The sequence below is a fragment of the Halomonas salipaludis genome, from assembly GCF_002286975.1.
Classification (GTDB): domain Bacteria; phylum Pseudomonadota; class Gammaproteobacteria; order Pseudomonadales; family Halomonadaceae; genus Franzmannia; species Franzmannia salipaludis.
Genome location: NZ_NSKB01000007.1, coordinates 308,872 through 324,540 on the forward strand (window position 1 = coordinate 308,872; position 15,669 = coordinate 324,540).

A 15,669-nucleotide genomic window follows, 5' to 3' on the forward strand; every position below is an offset into this window, starting at 1 on the left:
AAGTCTCTCGGCGAACAGACCTCGACCATCATCGTTATCAAGGGTGAGAGCTACTAGCTAAAGGGGAAGCGACGGTTTAGAGATCCACAACCCTTAGCTTCACTAGGAAGGAAGAGCCGTCTCCCCCTCAAGCGACTTACCCTCATCCAGTGTTGACAGGATGAGGGTAAGTCTCTAGGATCTAAATGATAATTATTATAATTAAAATTCATGTTTCGTAAGGCTTAAAAAAAAGGGGAAGGTTATATGCTCAAGAGAAAATACGCTCTGTTCTGTCAGAGTGGGTTGCTTGTCACCACATTGGTTATGGTGCCGGTTTATTCTGCTGCTCAGGAAGAAGAAGCGGTCTCCGAATTGGAGAGCCTGACGGTCACCGCAGACAGGGTAGGGGCGCAGGGCCCAGATGTGGGCTATCAGGCAGAGCGAAGTCGAACAGCAACCAAAACAGACACACCTCTGTCCGAGACGCCTCGCTCGATATCGGTGGTAACAAGAAACCAGATTGAAGATCAGGGGGCACAAACGCTGGGCAACATTTTGGATTACGTACCGGGAGTCAATAGCGCTAACTACCCTGGAGGTGATGCGCTGGCTGGTGATATTTTCTATATACGTGGTATGAACCAGCGCGATTACGGATACGGTACCTATCGAGATGGTTTGCGAGTGCAATCAAATGCCTACGCGACATCTGCCGAACCCTATGGTTTAGAGCGAGTGGAGGTGCTCAAGGGGCCGACATCGATTCTATACGGTGAAAATATACCTGGTGGAATGGTGAACCTGGTCAGCAAGCGACCTACGTACGAACGCCAAGGAGAGGTCAATCTTAGCTATGGAACCCATGACCGACGGCAGTTTTCTTCTGATGTGTCGGGAGCTCTGAATGAAGATGGCAGCATCCGTGGCCGAATGGTGTCCTTGGTTCGCGAGGCGGATACGCAAATAAATAGCATGGGTGATGACCGCATCTACTTTGCCCCGTCGTTGGCCATCGATCTTAGCGACAGGGATACCCTGACCCTGCTGGGACAATATCAAAAGGACAGCACCGAGATTCAATTGGGGTTACCGGCATCGGGCACACTACTCGACAATCCAGGCGGTCGATTGGGCACCGATACCAACCTGGGGCATCCAGACTGGGATGGTTTTGAGCGGGAATTCTGGACATTGGGTTACGAATACGAGCACCGCTTTGATAATGAGTGGACGTTTCGCCAAAATGGGCGGTACACACGCTCCCTGGTAGATCGGCAAGAAACCTGGTTGCAATTCGTGGATGCTGGTTACGGTTCTAACATTGGTGCCTATAATCTTGATCGGGCCAATGAGTCTAGAATCTACTCCATCGATAACCAAGTGGTCGGCAATGTGACCACTGGATCGCTCGACAATACGTTCCTGTTTGGTGCCAGCTTCGACAAAACGTCATTCGAACAAACCCAGTATGCCAGCGACTTCGCCAGTGGTGAATTCTACCTTATCGATATTTTCGATCCCCGGTATAACAGTGAGCCGCAAACCTCTATGCTGTCTGACGATGGCGACCTCAAGCAGGATTTGGCAGGTATTTATACTCAGTGGCAAGGTAAGGTAGGCGGCTTGATCGCTCTCGCGGGCGTTCGTTACGACTGGGCGGATAGTGAATATGATGATTATATGGCAGCCAATAATAATAGCCGTCGCAGCGACGAGAAGCTAAGTTGGCAAGCGGGGTTGATGTATCAGTTTGACAACGGCATCTCACCCTACGTTAGCTATTCTACTACTTTTGTACCCGTTCAACTTAACACTGAAGATAACTTCAAGCCCATTACCGGCGATCAGGTAGAGTTAGGGGTAAAGTATGAGCCGGAAGGCTGGAATACCCAGGTGACGGTTTCTGCTTATGACATTAATAAGCAAGATGACGTTAGCTACGACGGAAGCTCAGGTGACTACCGCCAGGTTGGTGAAACCCAGTCCCAGGGTTTAGAAGTAGAGGTTAAGAGTGATATTAACGAAAGTCTGAGCCTTACCGCTGCCTATAGTTATATCGATGCCAGGATTGTCGAAGATGCTGGTTCGCGTTTAGAAGATGAGCAAATTACCGGTATTCCCCGCCATCAGGCTTCTTTCTGGGCCAATTATACTTTCCGGCAGGGGGCATTGAACGGTCTACAAACTGGTCTTGGTGTCCGCTACTTGGGAAAATCCTACGCTTATCCACCAGAAAGTCTTGATTACGGTACACTTGAGGTGGGTAGCGAGACGCTAGTCGATGCAACCATTGGTTATGATTTTGGCAATAACTGGAGCGCAAAGCTCAACGCCAAGAACCTTTTTGATCGTGAATATGTCGCTCGCTGTAATAACGGAGGGCGTTGCTATTGGGGGGCTGAACGCACTGTGCAGGGCACCATTTCATACAACTGGTAGTATGGTATAACTATGTGTCGCAACGCCGATATAGTTGGTGGTGCGACACTTATTCTTGGCGGGATGAGGTTGTAACTATGGTAAATGGTCAGCCGATAGTATAGGTTATTCAGCAGTGGTAGCATCTGAGAAGTTGCTTTCAGTCAGATGGCTGACAAGGTTGTTGGCAAAACGCTGAGCAGAAGGAAGCCCTCCCCAAGACCAATAGTTGATAGGAACGATGGTGTAATTACTCTCTTTTACGGCAGGCAAGTGTCGCCACTGGCCATTAGAGAGTAGCCGCTTCTGCCCTCCAGGTGGATCGTAGGGGCTTTCAAGAAATATCACTTTAGCGTCGATGTCAAACAGCGGCGTTGCGCTGACTGTGGTCATACCCCATTGGCCTAGATCCCCCTGCCAAGCATTCTGAAGGCCTAGACGATTTACTACCATGCCTTCAACACTTCCCTCGCCGTAAATGCGGGCATGGCGCTCATCAATCAGGCGTACTATTAATATAGGAAAGTCACTGCTGCCATCAAGCTGACTTCTTAAATCGTCAAAATAGCTATTGGTTTTCTCGATGTACTGATCAGCCCTGGCAGGGGCATGGACGAGGTCACCAAGCTGTCGAGTCAATTTTTCCACCGCTTCCCAATGGTCATGGTCGTCATTGTTACCGGAAAAATTATAAAGAAGATATTCCTTAACATCAGAGATTCTTCTAAGTCTTGGTTTTATGTTAACATGGGCAGGTGGTGAAATCAGAATGTACTGCGGTGGGTGGTTAGCAAGAAGCTCGTAGTTGGGAAGGAAGCGAGATCCAAGATTTTCCGTAAAGGGGATGATGCCACTTTGACGTGAATATGTTTCGTATCCCCTGAGACCCGCTAGGAATCTAGGCGGGTGGCCAATGGCGCTGAGTGTCTCAGCGATTGCAAAATCAAATGTCGCCAATGGTGTCTCGCTACTTATATCACCTGCCATCGTAACTTTGCTAATAGATACACCTGTTAGCATGGCGATCGATAGAATGAATATCGTATGGAGTATGGAGCGATAAAAAATGTCAATGCGATATTTCACAATTACTCCCAGTGTGTTTGGTATAAAGAAGTGTCGGCGGTCTCAAGTTTTAACAGCAATTCTACTGAAGAGGGGGCTAAACAGCTTGGCTGCCGTGATATTGTGGCCACAGTGGGAGATGGAATCAGCAAGGTGAAGTATTTTAACCGCCAGACAGGTGCCACTGGCGCGAGTCGTTGCAATCGAAGAAATGGGCTTGCCGTATCAGGGTGCCGCTGATCATCCAAGGCTGCTTGAGCAGGTCGGCAAGGCGATGTGCTCGTTGGCCAGCCGTTGCTCTGCAGATCAGCCCTTCGCCTTAGTGGGCCAGCGAGCCCTGGAAGATAGGGAGGCAGATGTTCGACCATTTGATGCTAGCTAGGAGTGAGAATTCACCCTATTTTCATGCAAAATCATTCTCATTTCAATTTTTGCTTGATGTGAGCGTGCTTACCTATCTGATTTGTCGTGGATATGGATTAGCGCGTCAACCTTGATCGTCGCTCTATAGTGAGTGCTGTGATCGCGGCATCGCCGCTGAATGCCAATGGCAAGGTAGACCGGAAGGCGTTGCCTGAGCCTCATACTAGAGAAAGTCCGGGTGCACGTCGCACTCTCCACAACAGAGGTACGCCAACTCGCCGAGATATGGTAGCCGATCATGCTGTGTGGCGCCGCTGATTGGAGTGTGTTTGACCATCTGCCAGTGTATGACATAGGCCGCTCCACCTGGAGCGGCCGGGTCATCGGGGGCTTGTCGCGTGTCAGTTGGTGCCTACCAGGGAAGCAGCTGGCGTATGCACACGGGGTGTTTGCGCTGCCGGGAGTGTGGCGTCGAGCACTTCGCAGATCTCCTGGGTGCGTGACGCCAAGATCGACAGCAGCGTATCGCTTAGGCCGTGGGTGGGCTCGCAGCAGCCCTGCAGGAAGATTGCCGGCTTGAAGTGGGGTGGGGTGAATACGCGGTAGTGACGATCGACGGCGAAGTCGCCGAGGTAGGGCTTGAGCGGGTCGAGCAGCGTCTCGTGCACGTCGCGCCGGTATCCCGTGGCCAGTACGACGGCGTCGAAGTTGGCCGTGTCCGTGGCGCCGCTATCCAGTTCGGTGATGTCCAGTCGCACGCCGTCCGCCGTCGATTCGGCATGGGTGACCTCATGGCGGCGGCGGAAGCGATGGCGCGTCTCGCCGGTGACCTTCTGCTGGTAGAAAACGTTGTAGATCTGCTCGATCAGCGCCAGGTCGGGCGCCGAGTAGTTGGTGCTCTTGTACTCCTGCATCAGCGCCTGGCGCTGGCCGGTGGGGTTGTTGAACACATAGTCGGTGTACTCGGGGTTGAAGATTTCGTTGACGAAGGGGCTGTCATCGGAGGGTTTGAATGCCCAGGCCCGGGTGATCAGGTCGACCTCGATGCCGGGGCGATTGTGGAGGTCGAGGAAGATCTCGGCAGCACTCTGCCCGGCGCCGACCACGGCGATGCGTCGCGGCGACTTTTGCCGCGCCAGCTCCTTGAGGTAGTGGCTGGAGTGGAAGACCCTGGGGTCGTCGTAGAGCCCGGCAAAGCAGGGCGGAACATTGGGTGCGCCGCCAACGCCGATCACTAGGGAGCGCGTCAGGCGCTCGTGGTGGTTGCCGTTGGCGTCTCGCGAGCAGACGCGTAGCAGCGTGATGTCATCGTCCTCGCCGTGGGGCAGCACTTCGACGACCTCTTCGCCATAGCTGCAGCGTTCCTCGAAGTGCGACGCCACCCAGGACAGGTAGTCGTTGAACTCGTGGCGGCTGGGGAAGAACGTCTGCAGGTTGATGAAGTCCTGCAGTCGGCCTTTGGCATGCAGGTAGTTCAAAAAGGTGTAGTGGCTGGAGGGCGCGCGAGGGGTGACCAGATCCTTGAGGAAGGAGATCTGCATATGGGCGTGGTCGAGCATCATGTCCGGGTGCCAGGCGAAGGCGGGCTGACGTTCGATGAAGAAGGCATCTCGTGCCTGCCCCCTTTGGTCCTGCTCTTCGAGGGCGATGGCCAGGGCGATGTTGGAGGGGCCGAAGCCGATACCGATCAGGTCGTGAATACGCATGTGAATCCTCGTGGGTGTCGTGGTTATTGAGAGAAGCGCGGGCCGGGTCTGGGGGCCGAGCCGGGGTGAGGCGGCTGGGGAATCCAGCTGCGCTCATTGAAGAAGTGCTCGCGTAGCTGCATGCCGAGCATGGCCCGCTTATGCGGGAAGTCGAATGCCTTGAGATGGGCGTAACCGCAGCGCGCCAGGTTGTGGAGCATCTTGGCGTTGTCCACGCGAGGCTCGATAACCAGGCGCTGGGTGCGGCAGTCGTCCAGAAACAGGTAATGGGAGATGGAAGGCAGCCAGGCGGCGACGTAGGGCGTGCCACGGAAGGCGGCTTCGCCGATCAGCAGATGCCAGCCGCGGTCGAAGTCATCGGCATCGTAGTAGGCACCGAGGCGGTCCTCCTTGGCCCAGTAAGCCTCGAAGTAGCCGAAGGGCTGGTCATCGAAGCAAGCGATCAGCGGCAGGGCGTTGGGATGGCTCAGGGTCGCTTCCAAGCGGTGGCGATGTTGGGCTAGGTCGCCCTGTTCCTCCCAGAAGTGGGCTACCACCGGATCGTTCATCCAGCGGCTGAAGCGCTCGAGGTCGTGTTCCAGATCGAGGACGCGAAAGCTCAGGGTGGCCTTCAACCAGGGAATATGGCGCCGATAGACGGTGCCCTCGGGCTTGGGCGGGCGGCGCGGATGGCGCTTCCCTGCGCTCAGCACCGGCTGCTGAGGGTAGGGCAACGGCCGAGGCGAGGGCAGCCACAGGCCAGGCTGTTGCCAGAACAGCTCGGCGGGCACCCAGGGCACTCCCTCGCTGTCGTCCACCACGATGCCGGTATGGCGTAGCGCCGGATACATGGCCTTCGGCCCCTGCAGCTGCAGCCACTGTGCCTCGGGGTGAAAGGCGAAGGCGGCGTCGATGGCCGCGAGGGTGGCCTCACGTCGTGGGGTACTGCCGGCGGGCCAGGTGAGCGCCAGCTGGCCGGCGCTTTGACCCAGCTGCCAGGTGGTGCTATGAGGGCCGCCCTCGATGCGTAGTCGGTGGGTCTCGGCATCGTGCTCCACTCGGTGTGGTATGTCATGGGGGTAGGAGACGAACTCGTTGGTTGCCGTGCGTTGCGCCGTGGTGTGCGGTTCTGCTTGAACGGTGGTAGACACTGCGGGGCTCCTGTCATGGGCTCGCGTAGGCAAGTGGCCTGCTCACTCTGATGACGAATGAGAATGCGCCTTGTTTAATTTTTGGGACGTCGGTCGATAACTTTTCTGGCGTGTCGCTCGTCATCTAAGGAAATGCCCCATCCGAGTGAGGTCGCTGTGCTCGCCTATCTGATTCGTCGTTCCCGTGGATTGATGCTGGCCGCTACCCTGGCCAGCGTTGCCGCAGGGCTATGCAGCGTGTTGTTGATCGCGCAGATCAACGCCGCCTTGACCAGCGATGCGGAAAACCGTGCTGGTATCGCCTGGCTCTTTGCCGCCGTAGCGGTGGCATTGATGCTGAGCCGCATGTCGTCTGCAGTGCTGTTTGAACGCCTGGGCCAGCACGCTCTGGCGGAGTTGCGCCGCTTCATCTCCAGGCGTGTCGCCGCCGCCGACTATCGTCATCTCGAGCGGGTGGGCAGTGCCCGGGTGCAGTCAGCGCTGTCGGAGCACAGCACCAATGTGGCGCAGTTCTTCGTCAGCCTGCCGGTGATCCTGACCAATACGGTGGTGGTGGTAGGCTGCCTCTGCTACCTGGCGCTGCTCTCCTGGCAGATCTTCTTGATGGCCATCGCCGTGATCGGTCTGGGGTCCATCGGCTACCACCTGGCGCACCTGCGGGCGATTCGCTTGCTCGATCAGGCATCGTCCGAGCAGGACCGCTTGTTCGGCCACTTCCGCGCTCTCACCGACGGCGCCAAGGAGCTACGCCTTAACCGGCCTAAGCGCGGTGCCTTTATCGGCGAGGTGCTGGAGGCCTCCATCGACGGCGTGCGGCGCCTGCGCACCCGAGGCATGTCGCTGTTCGTGGTCTCGACCAGTTGGGGGCAGTTCCTGATCTATGCCTTCATTGGCCTGGTGCTGTTCGTATTGGTGGGCGGTGGTCCGGATCAGACCCGGGTGATGACCGGTTTCGCTCTGGTGTTCGTGTTCATGGTGACGCCGCTGGAGGCGCTGCTGATGAACATCCCTCGCGCCAATCTGGCGCGTGTCTCGGCCACGCGTATCGGCGAGCTCACCGCGGATATGCCCGGGATGGAGGGCACTGCCGAGGGCACCGCACCGACCAGGCTGGAGCGCCTGGTGCTGAAGGGGGTCACCCACGGTTATTACCATGAGCAGAGCGACGACGTCTTCGAGCTGGGGCCCATCGACTTGACCTTCGAGCCCGGTGAGATCGTCTTCCTGGTGGGCGGCAACGGCAGCGGCAAGACCACCCTGGCCAAGCTGCTGGTGGGGCTCTACCCACCGGAAGGCGGTGAGATATGGCTCAATGGCGAGCGCATCGAGGCGCATAATCGCGATGCCTATCGGCAGCTGTTCTCGGTGGTGTTCTCCGACTTTCATCTGTTCGAGCGGCTGCTGGAGGCGCCGCGTGCCGATCTCGACGAGGAGGGCAACCGCCTGTTGGCCAAGCTGCATCTGCAGCACAAGGTACGGGTCGAGAACGGCGCCTTCTCCACCCAGGCGCTGTCCCAGGGCCAGCGCAAACGCCTGGCGCTGGTGGTGGCCTATCTGGAGGATCGCCCCTTCCTGGTCTTCGACGAGTGGGCGGCGGATCAGGAGCCGCTATTCAAGGAGGTGTTCTACCGCGAGGTGTTGCCGGAGTTGAAACGCATGGGCAAGGCAGTGCTGGTGATCTCCCACGACGACCGCTACTTCCCCCTCGCTGACCGGCTGGTGCGGCTGGAAAGCGGCAAGCTGTTGGCAGCCGAAGCGGTGGCTGGAGCGGAGGTGGTGTAATCAGAATTATCATTACTACTTGAGCGCCGGCTCATGCTGCGTCAAGTGGCTGCCCCACCGGCAGCGGTTCGTGTTGCCGGGCGGTAAAGGAGCAAGCCCGCGGCGGCGACTGCCGCGAACGATGCCCCCGCGATGAAGGTGGCCGGGGCGCCGAACAGGCTCCACAAGGTCCCGGCAATGATGCTTGCCAGCAGTAGCGCGCCCCCACTCACCAGGTTGAATATGCCGAAGGCGGTACCGCGCAGCTCGGCAGGTGCGTTATCGGCAACAAGCTTGGAGAGCAATCCCTGGGTAAGGGCCATATGCAGGCCCCAGCATGCGGCGCCAAGGAATACCGCCCACGATGATAGCGCCATGGCCAGTATGATGTCGGCGACAATCAGTGCCGCCAGCCCCAACAGCAGCAGCGCTCGTGACGACAACCGGTCGGCCGCGATCCCCGCCGGGTAGGCGAATCCGGCGTAGACGATATTCATGATGATCATGATCGCGGGTACGTAGGCAATGGTGAGCCCGACATCCTGGGCGCGGAGGATCAGAAACGCCTCGCTGAAGCGTGCCAGGATGAATACTGCCCCCAACGCAACCACCAGCCAGAAACGCAGTGGCAGGCGTGTGGCGTGTGCCAGTGTCAGGCGCTTTCGGGCGCCTGGGGGATGTTCTGGAGAGGTGGGCTCGTGCACCGTGAATGTCAGCAGCATCGCGATGAGCGCCGGTACCACCGCCACCCACAGCACGAGTTGGACATCGCCGGCGAGCCAGAGCATGAATAGCACCGCCAGCAGCGGACCGAGAAAGGCACCGACAGAATCCAGGGATTGGCGCAGGCCGTAAGCTGCCCCCCGCAGCCGTGGGGGGACGATATCGGCCACCAGAGCGTCACGCGGGGCGCCGCGGATACCCTTGCCGATGCGGTCGACGAAGCGTGCCCCGAATACCCACTCGACCGTCGGTGCGAGCGGAAATACCGGTTTGGTAAGTGCGCTCAGTGAGTAACCGAGCACGACGAGAAACTTGCGCCTGCGAAAGAAATCGCTGATCGCCCCGGAAAAAACCTTGGTGACCGCGGCAGTCGCGGCAGAGACACCTTCGATGATTCCGATCGTCAGCATGGATGCGCCAAGCACGCTGGTCATGAAGATCGGCAGCAGGCTATGGACCAGCTCCGACGAGATATCCATGAACATCGACACCATCCCGAGTACCCAGATGCTTCTCGGCAGGGAGCGATGGGCGCTTCCCGCGGCAGCCGGTGGCTGGGGGGAGTCGGGGCTTGGTGAAGCCATGTGGATTGTTCTCCTGACGCGTACTGTCCGTTCGTGCGGGCGGGGATGGTTCAGGAGGTGTGGGTTTTTGCTTGCTATGGTGCTCCCGATGCCCTGCGCGTGCTTTTGCAGGGCATTGTATGTGAATAAGAATCATTCGTGCAAATGTGTTGCGGATTTCACGGCAAATGGCGCCGTTGGCGACCTACTACTGTGATGTATCTAGCTTGGGGTAACGCTGCCGAGTATGCACCACATCGATGATAGCGACATGCTCGGTGGTAATGCGATAGACCACCAGGTAGTTAGGATGCACGACGGCTTCTCGAGTACCAGGGACACGGCCGTGACGGTATAGGTAAGGGTGTTGAGGCAGCGCCTGTACCGTCTCCTCGATCACCTCTTGAAGCGCTAGCGCCGCATAAGGATTGCGGTCACTCAGGTAATTGAGAATGGTCCACAACGACTCGCGAGCTTGGGGTTTCCACTCAATCGTTAGCATGGCGGCGACGCTTGGACTCCACCAAGGCTCGCATCTCGGCCATCACATCGTCATGTGCGATCGTGGGGCGTGGATCATCCATGCTGCGCTGGACGCGCTCACGAAACCAGCGATCATAGCGCTCTGCTTGTTCTTGAGTCTCGAACTCAGAGACAAGAGGATCTAGTCGTGTGCTCATATCCGCTCCTCTTCCATTGTCCCCAGTTTACGCCATCTTATCGGATGTGTCTGGTGTACCTAGCACGCCACGGCGATGCGATGCTCGCCGTTGGGGTGGGGCATGACCTGCATGGGCAAACCGTAGATCGCTTCCAGGGTGGCGTCGGTCATCATCTCTTCGGGGGAGCCGTGGGCCAGCACCCGGCCGCTGTGCAGGGCGAGCAGTTCGTCGCAGTAGCGCGAGGCCATGTTGATGTCGTGGAGCACGATGATCACGCATAGCTTGAGTTCGTCGCACAGCTTGCGGATCAGTGCCAGCACTTCCATCTGATGGGAGATATCCAGTGCGGCCAGCGGTTCGTCGAGGAGCAGGAAGCGACTCTCCTGGGCCAGCAGCATGGCCAGCCACACCCGCTGGCGCTCGCCGCCGGATAGGGTGTCCACCAGCCGGTCGGCGAAGTCCTCGGTATGGCTGAGTTCGATGGCGCGCTCGACAGCGGCCTTGTCCTCTTGGGTGTGGCGGCCCAGTAGCCCATGCCAGGGGTAGCGCCCGAAGCTGATCAGCTCGCGGCCGATGAGATTCTCGGCGCTAGGCAGGTGCTGGGGCAGATAGGCCACCCGGCGGGCGAACTCGCGCTGGCCCCAGTCACGCACGGGGCGGCCATCCAGCAGCACCTCGCCTTGGCTGACGGGCTGCTGTTGGGCGAGCAGCTTGATTAGGGTCGATTTCCCCGAGCCGTTATGGCCGATCAAGCCGTAGATCTTTCCCTCCTCGAAACGGTGCTCCACGGGATGGAGCAGACAGGTGCCGTTGACCTCGAAGGTAGCGCCCTTGACCTCGAACATGATGGTTTCCTTGCGCGGGTAGTCGATTCCCATAGAGTAAACGAGAATCGTTGTCTTTATCTACCGTGTTTGACTGCCTTGGGCGGATAGCCGAAGAAACGCGCGAAGGCTGTGCTGGAGAGCGTGCTTGGCAGCCGCGATTTGGCGGGCTTTACCCCCTCCTGGTCGGTTGAACATGCGTAGGGCAACAGGGAGTGTCGTTCGGAGCAAATCTGTTTTACACTGAAAGCAGTTTTGCTTCGACCTTGGAACAAAGGGTGGAATCATGTCTGCTACCAAGTCTTTCACCGCCAAGGATGTTTGTGCCGCCTTGGGCGGTATTAGCCGCTCAAGGCTGCACACATGGGCGCAGTTGCCACCTTTTTCCGACATACCGACGCGTGAGAGAAGCGCGCGACGCTATACGAAGGCCGATCTGCTGACGTTTGCCGTGTTGCAAACGCTCGAAGAGGCTTTCGGCATGAAGCGCGGGAATATGGGCAGCATTTCAGCCGCTGTCCACCATTATGTCAGCGCGCCACGCCAAGCGCCGCTGGAAGAGTGGGTCTTCATCCCGTGGGGCGAAGGATTCGTACGTTCGGTGCAGGAGAGCATCGCCAGCCCCGGTTGGGTGATTGATATGGCCAGGGAGCGTGAGCGTATCGATCTCTACCTGGGGCTCACCCCACCGCAGCAGGAGCTTCCCTTGATCACGAACGTCAAGTCGGGGCGCCAATAGGCTGGCTTATGGATGTGTTACTTGAATTCGGTGCACCTAGCGAGAGCTGCGTTGATCTGCACGACGAGCAGGATGTTCGACGCCTGAGATACACCGATCTGGTGCGGAATCGCCAAACGCCACTGGTCGACTATGTGGTCGAGCAGCAGGCTCAAGCGCTACTCTATGTTGTCGATCAAGCCCGTTTGCGTCACGACGATGTGCCGATTACGAGACTTCAGCGAACCCTGGCCATGCGTGGTGAGCCTGCCTGGCTGGGGGTATTGAAGCCGGGCCGACTGGATATTTATGCCACTGACTTGCAGCCTGCTGCTGCTGTCGAACCCGTCTGGTTTTCGCGAGACTCCCAGGAGGCCCCGAGCATTCTCCCAAGGCTAGCGCAGGGGGAAAGCCTTGCCCCGCCCGCCACGCTACGTCTACGCGATGCGCTACTCGACTTGATGACTGATGCCGGTGAAGCGCTACGTGGCCTTGGCGTATCGACTCACGAGGCCATCGCCCTGACCGGGCGAGCGCTTTTCCTGCGTTACTTGATTGGGCGCAAGATCGTACTGCCTGACCATCTGCCGAAAATCGCGCCCAGTGCTGCATCGCTGGATGCCTGTATGAGCAACGACGCCACACTGGCAGAGACAAACCTCTGGTTGGATAACACTTTTAATGGTGATCTCCTCGCACTCCCCGAAACGGATTACGCTGCTTATTTTCGTCAGCTTGTTCAACAACACGGACAGGCCGTCACGCAACCCTTGAGTGCAATCTTGACACTCGATACTGCCATTGAACCGGGGGTGTCACAACGACGCTTGGCGTGGGGGGATCTGGACTTCGACCATCTACCCATCGGTCTGTTGAGCGAGACCTATGAAGAACTGATTCATCGTTTCGATAAATCGGCGCGTCACGCCACCAGTGTCTATTACACGCCCTATCACATCGCCGAATATATGGCAGAAGAGGCGTTTCACGGGCTTCCGGAGGGTTCGGAAGCGCGGCTGCTGGATCCTGCCTGCGGCGCTGGCGTGTTTTTAGTGGCGGGGTTGCGCAAGCTGGTGGAACTACGCTTTCGTGAAACTGGCGAGCGGCCAACACGTGAGCAGATCCGGGGAATTCTCCATCAACAAGTGGTAGGTTTCGATACCAATGGCCATGCACGCACCCTGGCGGCATTGGCTTTATACCTCACCGCGCTGGAGCTTGACCCACATCCGGCGCCGGTGGAAGCACTGCGCTTCAAGAAACTGGAAGGCAGCGCCCTGATTGATGTCGCCGACCCGGGCAGCCAAACCGGTGAGTTGGTACCCATGGCAGGAAGCCTGGGCGACCATGTATTCGATCACTACCGTGACACTTTCGATGTGGTGATTGGCAATCCCCCTTGGACTAGCCTGAGCGTGAAATACGGCGCCATTGACTGCATTTTTACCCGGCGGTGCCGTGAGGTGGCTGCCCGGCGCGGCCTGGATAAGATTGCAGCCAACTACCATAATCCGGATCGTGTGCCTGACCTGCCTTTCGTTTGGGGAGCCATGGCGTGGGCCAAGCCTGGTGGTCGAATAGCCCTGGCACTGGCCGGTCGCTGGCTGTTCAAGCAGTCCTCAAAGGGCGTTGCCGCCCGCAATGCACTGTTCGAAGCGTTGAAGGTTACGGGCATACTCAATGGCGCCGCGTTGCGACAAACCCAGGTCTGGCCCAGTGTGGATCAGCCGTTTTGCTTGCTGTTTGCCGACAATGTGTTGCCGGAACCGAATGACCAATTCGTTTTCGTCAGCCCGCACTATGAGCCGGATTTGAATGATAAGGGTCTGTTGAGGGTCGATGCTAGTGATGCCAGCCCAGTGGCTTTTAGTCTGGTGATGAGCACCCCGGCTGCACTGAAGACTCTGTATCGCGGCACGGTGCTGGATATGGCCATTGTCAACAAGATCAAGCAGCGTGCGAAGTCTACGATAGGCGATTATTGGAAGGCGAGCTCCGGGCTTAACAAAGGACGAGGCTTTCAGGTGGCCAGCCGCGCCCAAGACGATACCTTTCTAGATGGAAAGCCAGAATTGCAGGCGGATTATGACCGCCACCCATTTAGAGTGCTCAATCAGACGCTGGATGGCTATATTCCGCGTGGACTTCACCGCACTAGGGCTCCTGAAATTTATAAAGCTCCATTGCTACTCGTCAGAGAGGCAAGTCGACAAGATCGCGGGCGCGGTCGAGCCTTGATAAGCGACTCTGATCTTGCTTACTCGGAGTCGTTCTGCGGCTATTCGGGTGCAGAGCATCCACAAGGCGATTTTCTGATTCGCTATCTGTTGGTCGCCATTCATAGCCAATTATTTGAATACGCTGCGCTGATGACGAGTGGAAAGTTTGGTGTCGAGCGTGAAGCCTTTCAGGTGTTGGATATCGACCGCTTCCCGTTTATTCCACCGGAGACTCTGTCAAATGAGCAGCGCCAGTCCATAGCAATTTGTGCTCAGCAGCTGATCGACAATGAACCTGACTGGCCAATGTTGGATCGCAGCGTGGCGCAACTCTATGGGTTGTCGTTGGCTGATCAGCAAGTCGTGTCCGATACCCTGGCGATCAATGCCCCCTACGCCTCTGCACGTGACAGAGGTCTAGCTCATATTTCGAAACAGCAGGCCCAAATATTCATTGATAGCCTGGAAAAAGACCTGGCCGCTGTCTTTGAAGTTGGGGGGCATAGTGTACGGGTGCAGTCGCTCAACAGCGCAAGTGAGGCTCTGCCTTGGCGTTTCTTTTCCATTTCCTTGGACGAAGCAGCCCCACCACCTGGACTTCCCGAGCAGTGGGTTAATCAGGCGGGTGGCCTCGGTGTTAGTCGAATCACCTTGCTGAGCGCAGATCAGTCAAGTCTGATCGTGGGCTTGCTCAACCGCTACCGATACTGGACGCAGAGCCAGGCCCGGCTGCTGGCATCAGAGCTGATCTGGGAATTTGGGGCACGTTTAGAGGAGCTCAGTCAGCAATGCGAGGACTGATGACAGGGGGTGGAGTGGCCGGAAGCCCCTGCGAGATTCCCATGTCTCTTATGGTGGTGGTTCAGAATACCCTTGCTCACGCTTGGCGACTTCTGCTCGAACAGGTCGACAATGGACAGTTTGCCATCTGCGGGGAAGAGGAAGATACGATCACCGAACGGCTCTATATGATCCTGGATGATCTCTACACCAATGAGCCGGATACCATTCAAGGATTTTCACTGTTTCAGCTCCCGGTTCGGGAAGGCAATTTGGCTAACCGAGCAGGGGACAAGCGCGATAACCAGCCCGATCTCGCCTTTCGCCCGCTAAGAGGGCTACTGGATACGCGAAGCAGTGCCATGGCAGCGATCTTCGTCGAGTGCAAGCCCATCGATTCGAAACATCCGGTTGGTAGCACCTATTGCAAGGCAGGTATCAGTCGGTTCGTCAGGGAGGATTACGCTTGGGCCGTGGATCGCGCCATCATGCTGGGGTATGTTCGCAATATCTGCCCACTACCCGAAGGGTTGGCGTATGTACTTAACCACGATGCTGGCCGTAAGGCATATCATGTCGAGGAAGGCTTGAGGCACCTGGGGAAGACCCCAGCGGGAGACGACGTTTACGGTAGCGTCCATCGGCGTGGAGCGAGCACTTCGCCGTGCCCTGATGAAAGCTCTCCTATCACCCTGCACCACCTTTGGCTTAGGCCCGTAGCGCCTTGCGAGCCTACCCGGTGTCACGTCCGGTAG

At 57.5% G+C, this 15,669-nt stretch carries 12 protein-coding genes; 5 read left to right on the plus strand and 7 right to left on the minus strand.

All coding sequences use genetic code 11. The annotated features are described in order from the left end of the window. The first annotated feature begins 246 nt into the window (after positions 1–246). Complete coding sequence (locus tag CK498_RS19285) at positions 247–2,421, plus strand: TonB-dependent siderophore receptor (RefSeq protein WP_095622480.1); 2,175 nt, start codon at positions 247–249, stop codon at positions 2,419–2,421. A gap of 105 nt (positions 2,422–2,526) precedes the next feature. Here the strand turns inward: CK498_RS19285 and CK498_RS19290 are convergent, their stop codons facing one another. The 3 genes from CK498_RS19290 to CK498_RS19300 form a co-directional block, all read right to left on the minus strand. Continuing rightward, positions 2,527–3,486 (minus strand): ABC transporter substrate-binding protein, encoded by a 960-nt coding sequence (locus tag CK498_RS19290; protein ID WP_095622481.1) that lies wholly within the window; start codon positions 3,484–3,486, stop codon positions 2,527–2,529. Positions 3,487–4,229: 743 nt separating this feature from the next. Further along, on the minus strand, positions 4,230–5,534 hold the full coding sequence (locus CK498_RS19295) for a lysine N(6)-hydroxylase/L-ornithine N(5)-oxygenase family protein (protein ID WP_095622482.1): 1,305 nt from the start codon (positions 5,532–5,534) through the stop codon (positions 4,230–4,232). A 23-nt stretch (positions 5,535–5,557) separates the two neighbouring features. Then, positions 5,558–6,664, minus strand: coding sequence for a GNAT family N-acetyltransferase (locus CK498_RS19300; protein ID WP_095622483.1), 1,107 nt, complete (start codon positions 6,662–6,664; stop codon positions 5,558–5,560). A 156-nt stretch (positions 6,665–6,820) separates the two neighbouring features. Between CK498_RS19300 and CK498_RS19305 the strand changes: the two genes are divergently transcribed. After that, positions 6,821–8,446 (plus strand): cyclic peptide export ABC transporter, encoded by a 1,626-nt coding sequence (locus CK498_RS19305; RefSeq protein ID WP_095622542.1) that lies wholly within the window; start codon positions 6,821–6,823, stop codon positions 8,444–8,446. 41 nt (positions 8,447–8,487) lie between these two features. Here CK498_RS19305 and CK498_RS19310 read toward each other — a convergent pair whose 3' ends face one another. From CK498_RS19310 to CK498_RS19325, 4 genes are all read right to left on the minus strand, one after another. After that, complete coding sequence (locus CK498_RS19310) at positions 8,488–9,732, minus strand: MFS transporter (protein WP_095622484.1); 1,245 nt, start codon at positions 9,730–9,732, stop codon at positions 8,488–8,490. Positions 9,733–9,919: 187 nt separating this feature from the next. Continuing rightward, positions 9,920–10,213, minus strand: coding sequence for a type II toxin-antitoxin system RelE/ParE family toxin (locus CK498_RS19315; RefSeq protein WP_095622485.1), 294 nt, complete (start codon positions 10,211–10,213; stop codon positions 9,920–9,922). Then, complete coding sequence (gene relB, locus CK498_RS19320; RefSeq protein ID WP_095622486.1) at positions 10,200–10,391, minus strand: type II toxin-antitoxin system RelB family antitoxin; 192 nt, start codon at positions 10,389–10,391, stop codon at positions 10,200–10,202. Before relB ends, CK498_RS19315 begins: the two co-directional genes overlap by 14 nt. A gap of 59 nt (positions 10,392–10,450) precedes the next feature. Further along, positions 10,451–11,218, minus strand: coding sequence for an ABC transporter ATP-binding protein (locus CK498_RS19325; protein WP_095622543.1), 768 nt, complete (start codon positions 11,216–11,218; stop codon positions 10,451–10,453). Between the two features lie 265 nt (positions 11,219–11,483). On the opposite strand from CK498_RS19325, the gene CK498_RS19330 reads away from it, so the two are divergent. From CK498_RS19330 to CK498_RS19340, 3 genes are read left to right on the plus strand one after another with little or no spacing between them, the layout of a single operon-like run. Next, complete coding sequence (locus tag CK498_RS19330) at positions 11,484–11,936, plus strand: hypothetical protein (RefSeq protein WP_095622487.1); 453 nt, start codon at positions 11,484–11,486, stop codon at positions 11,934–11,936. A gap of 8 nt (positions 11,937–11,944) precedes the next feature. Then, positions 11,945–14,935, plus strand: coding sequence for an HsdM family class I SAM-dependent methyltransferase (locus tag CK498_RS19335; RefSeq protein ID WP_095622488.1), 2,991 nt, complete (start codon positions 11,945–11,947; stop codon positions 14,933–14,935). Between the two features lie 41 nt (positions 14,936–14,976). Then, positions 14,977–15,669 carry a hypothetical protein gene (locus tag CK498_RS19340; protein WP_141246979.1) on the plus strand — a complete coding sequence of 231 codons (693 nt, stop codon included), beginning with the start codon at positions 14,977–14,979 and terminating at the stop codon, positions 15,667–15,669.

Bases quoted from the DNA above. Each gene is read 5' to 3' on its own strand.
- CK498_RS19285 (WP_095622480.1), top strand. From the start codon at position 247: ATGCTCAAGAGAAAATACGCTCTGTTCTGTCAGAGTGGGTTGCTTGTC.
- CK498_RS19295 (WP_095622482.1), bottom strand. From the start codon at position 5,534: ATGCGTATTCACGACCTGATCGGTATCGGCTTCGGCCCCTCCAACATC.
- CK498_RS19310 (WP_095622484.1), bottom strand. From the start codon at position 9,732: ATGGCTTCACCAAGCCCCGACTCCCCCCAGCCACCGGCTGCCGCGGGA.
- CK498_RS19315 (WP_095622485.1), bottom strand. From the start codon at position 10,213: ATGCTAACGATTGAGTGGAAACCCCAAGCTCGCGAGTCGTTGTGGACC.
- relB (WP_095622486.1), bottom strand. From the start codon at position 10,391: ATGAGCACACGACTAGATCCTCTTGTCTCTGAGTTCGAGACTCAAGAA.
- CK498_RS19325 (WP_095622543.1), bottom strand. From the start codon at position 11,218: ATGTTCGAGGTCAAGGGCGCTACCTTCGAGGTCAACGGCACCTGTCTG.
- CK498_RS19330 (WP_095622487.1), top strand. From the start codon at position 11,484: ATGTCTGCTACCAAGTCTTTCACCGCCAAGGATGTTTGTGCCGCCTTG.
- CK498_RS19335 (WP_095622488.1), top strand. From the start codon at position 11,945: ATGGATGTGTTACTTGAATTCGGTGCACCTAGCGAGAGCTGCGTTGAT.
- CK498_RS19340 (WP_141246979.1), top strand. From the start codon at position 14,977: ATGTCTCTTATGGTGGTGGTTCAGAATACCCTTGCTCACGCTTGGCGA.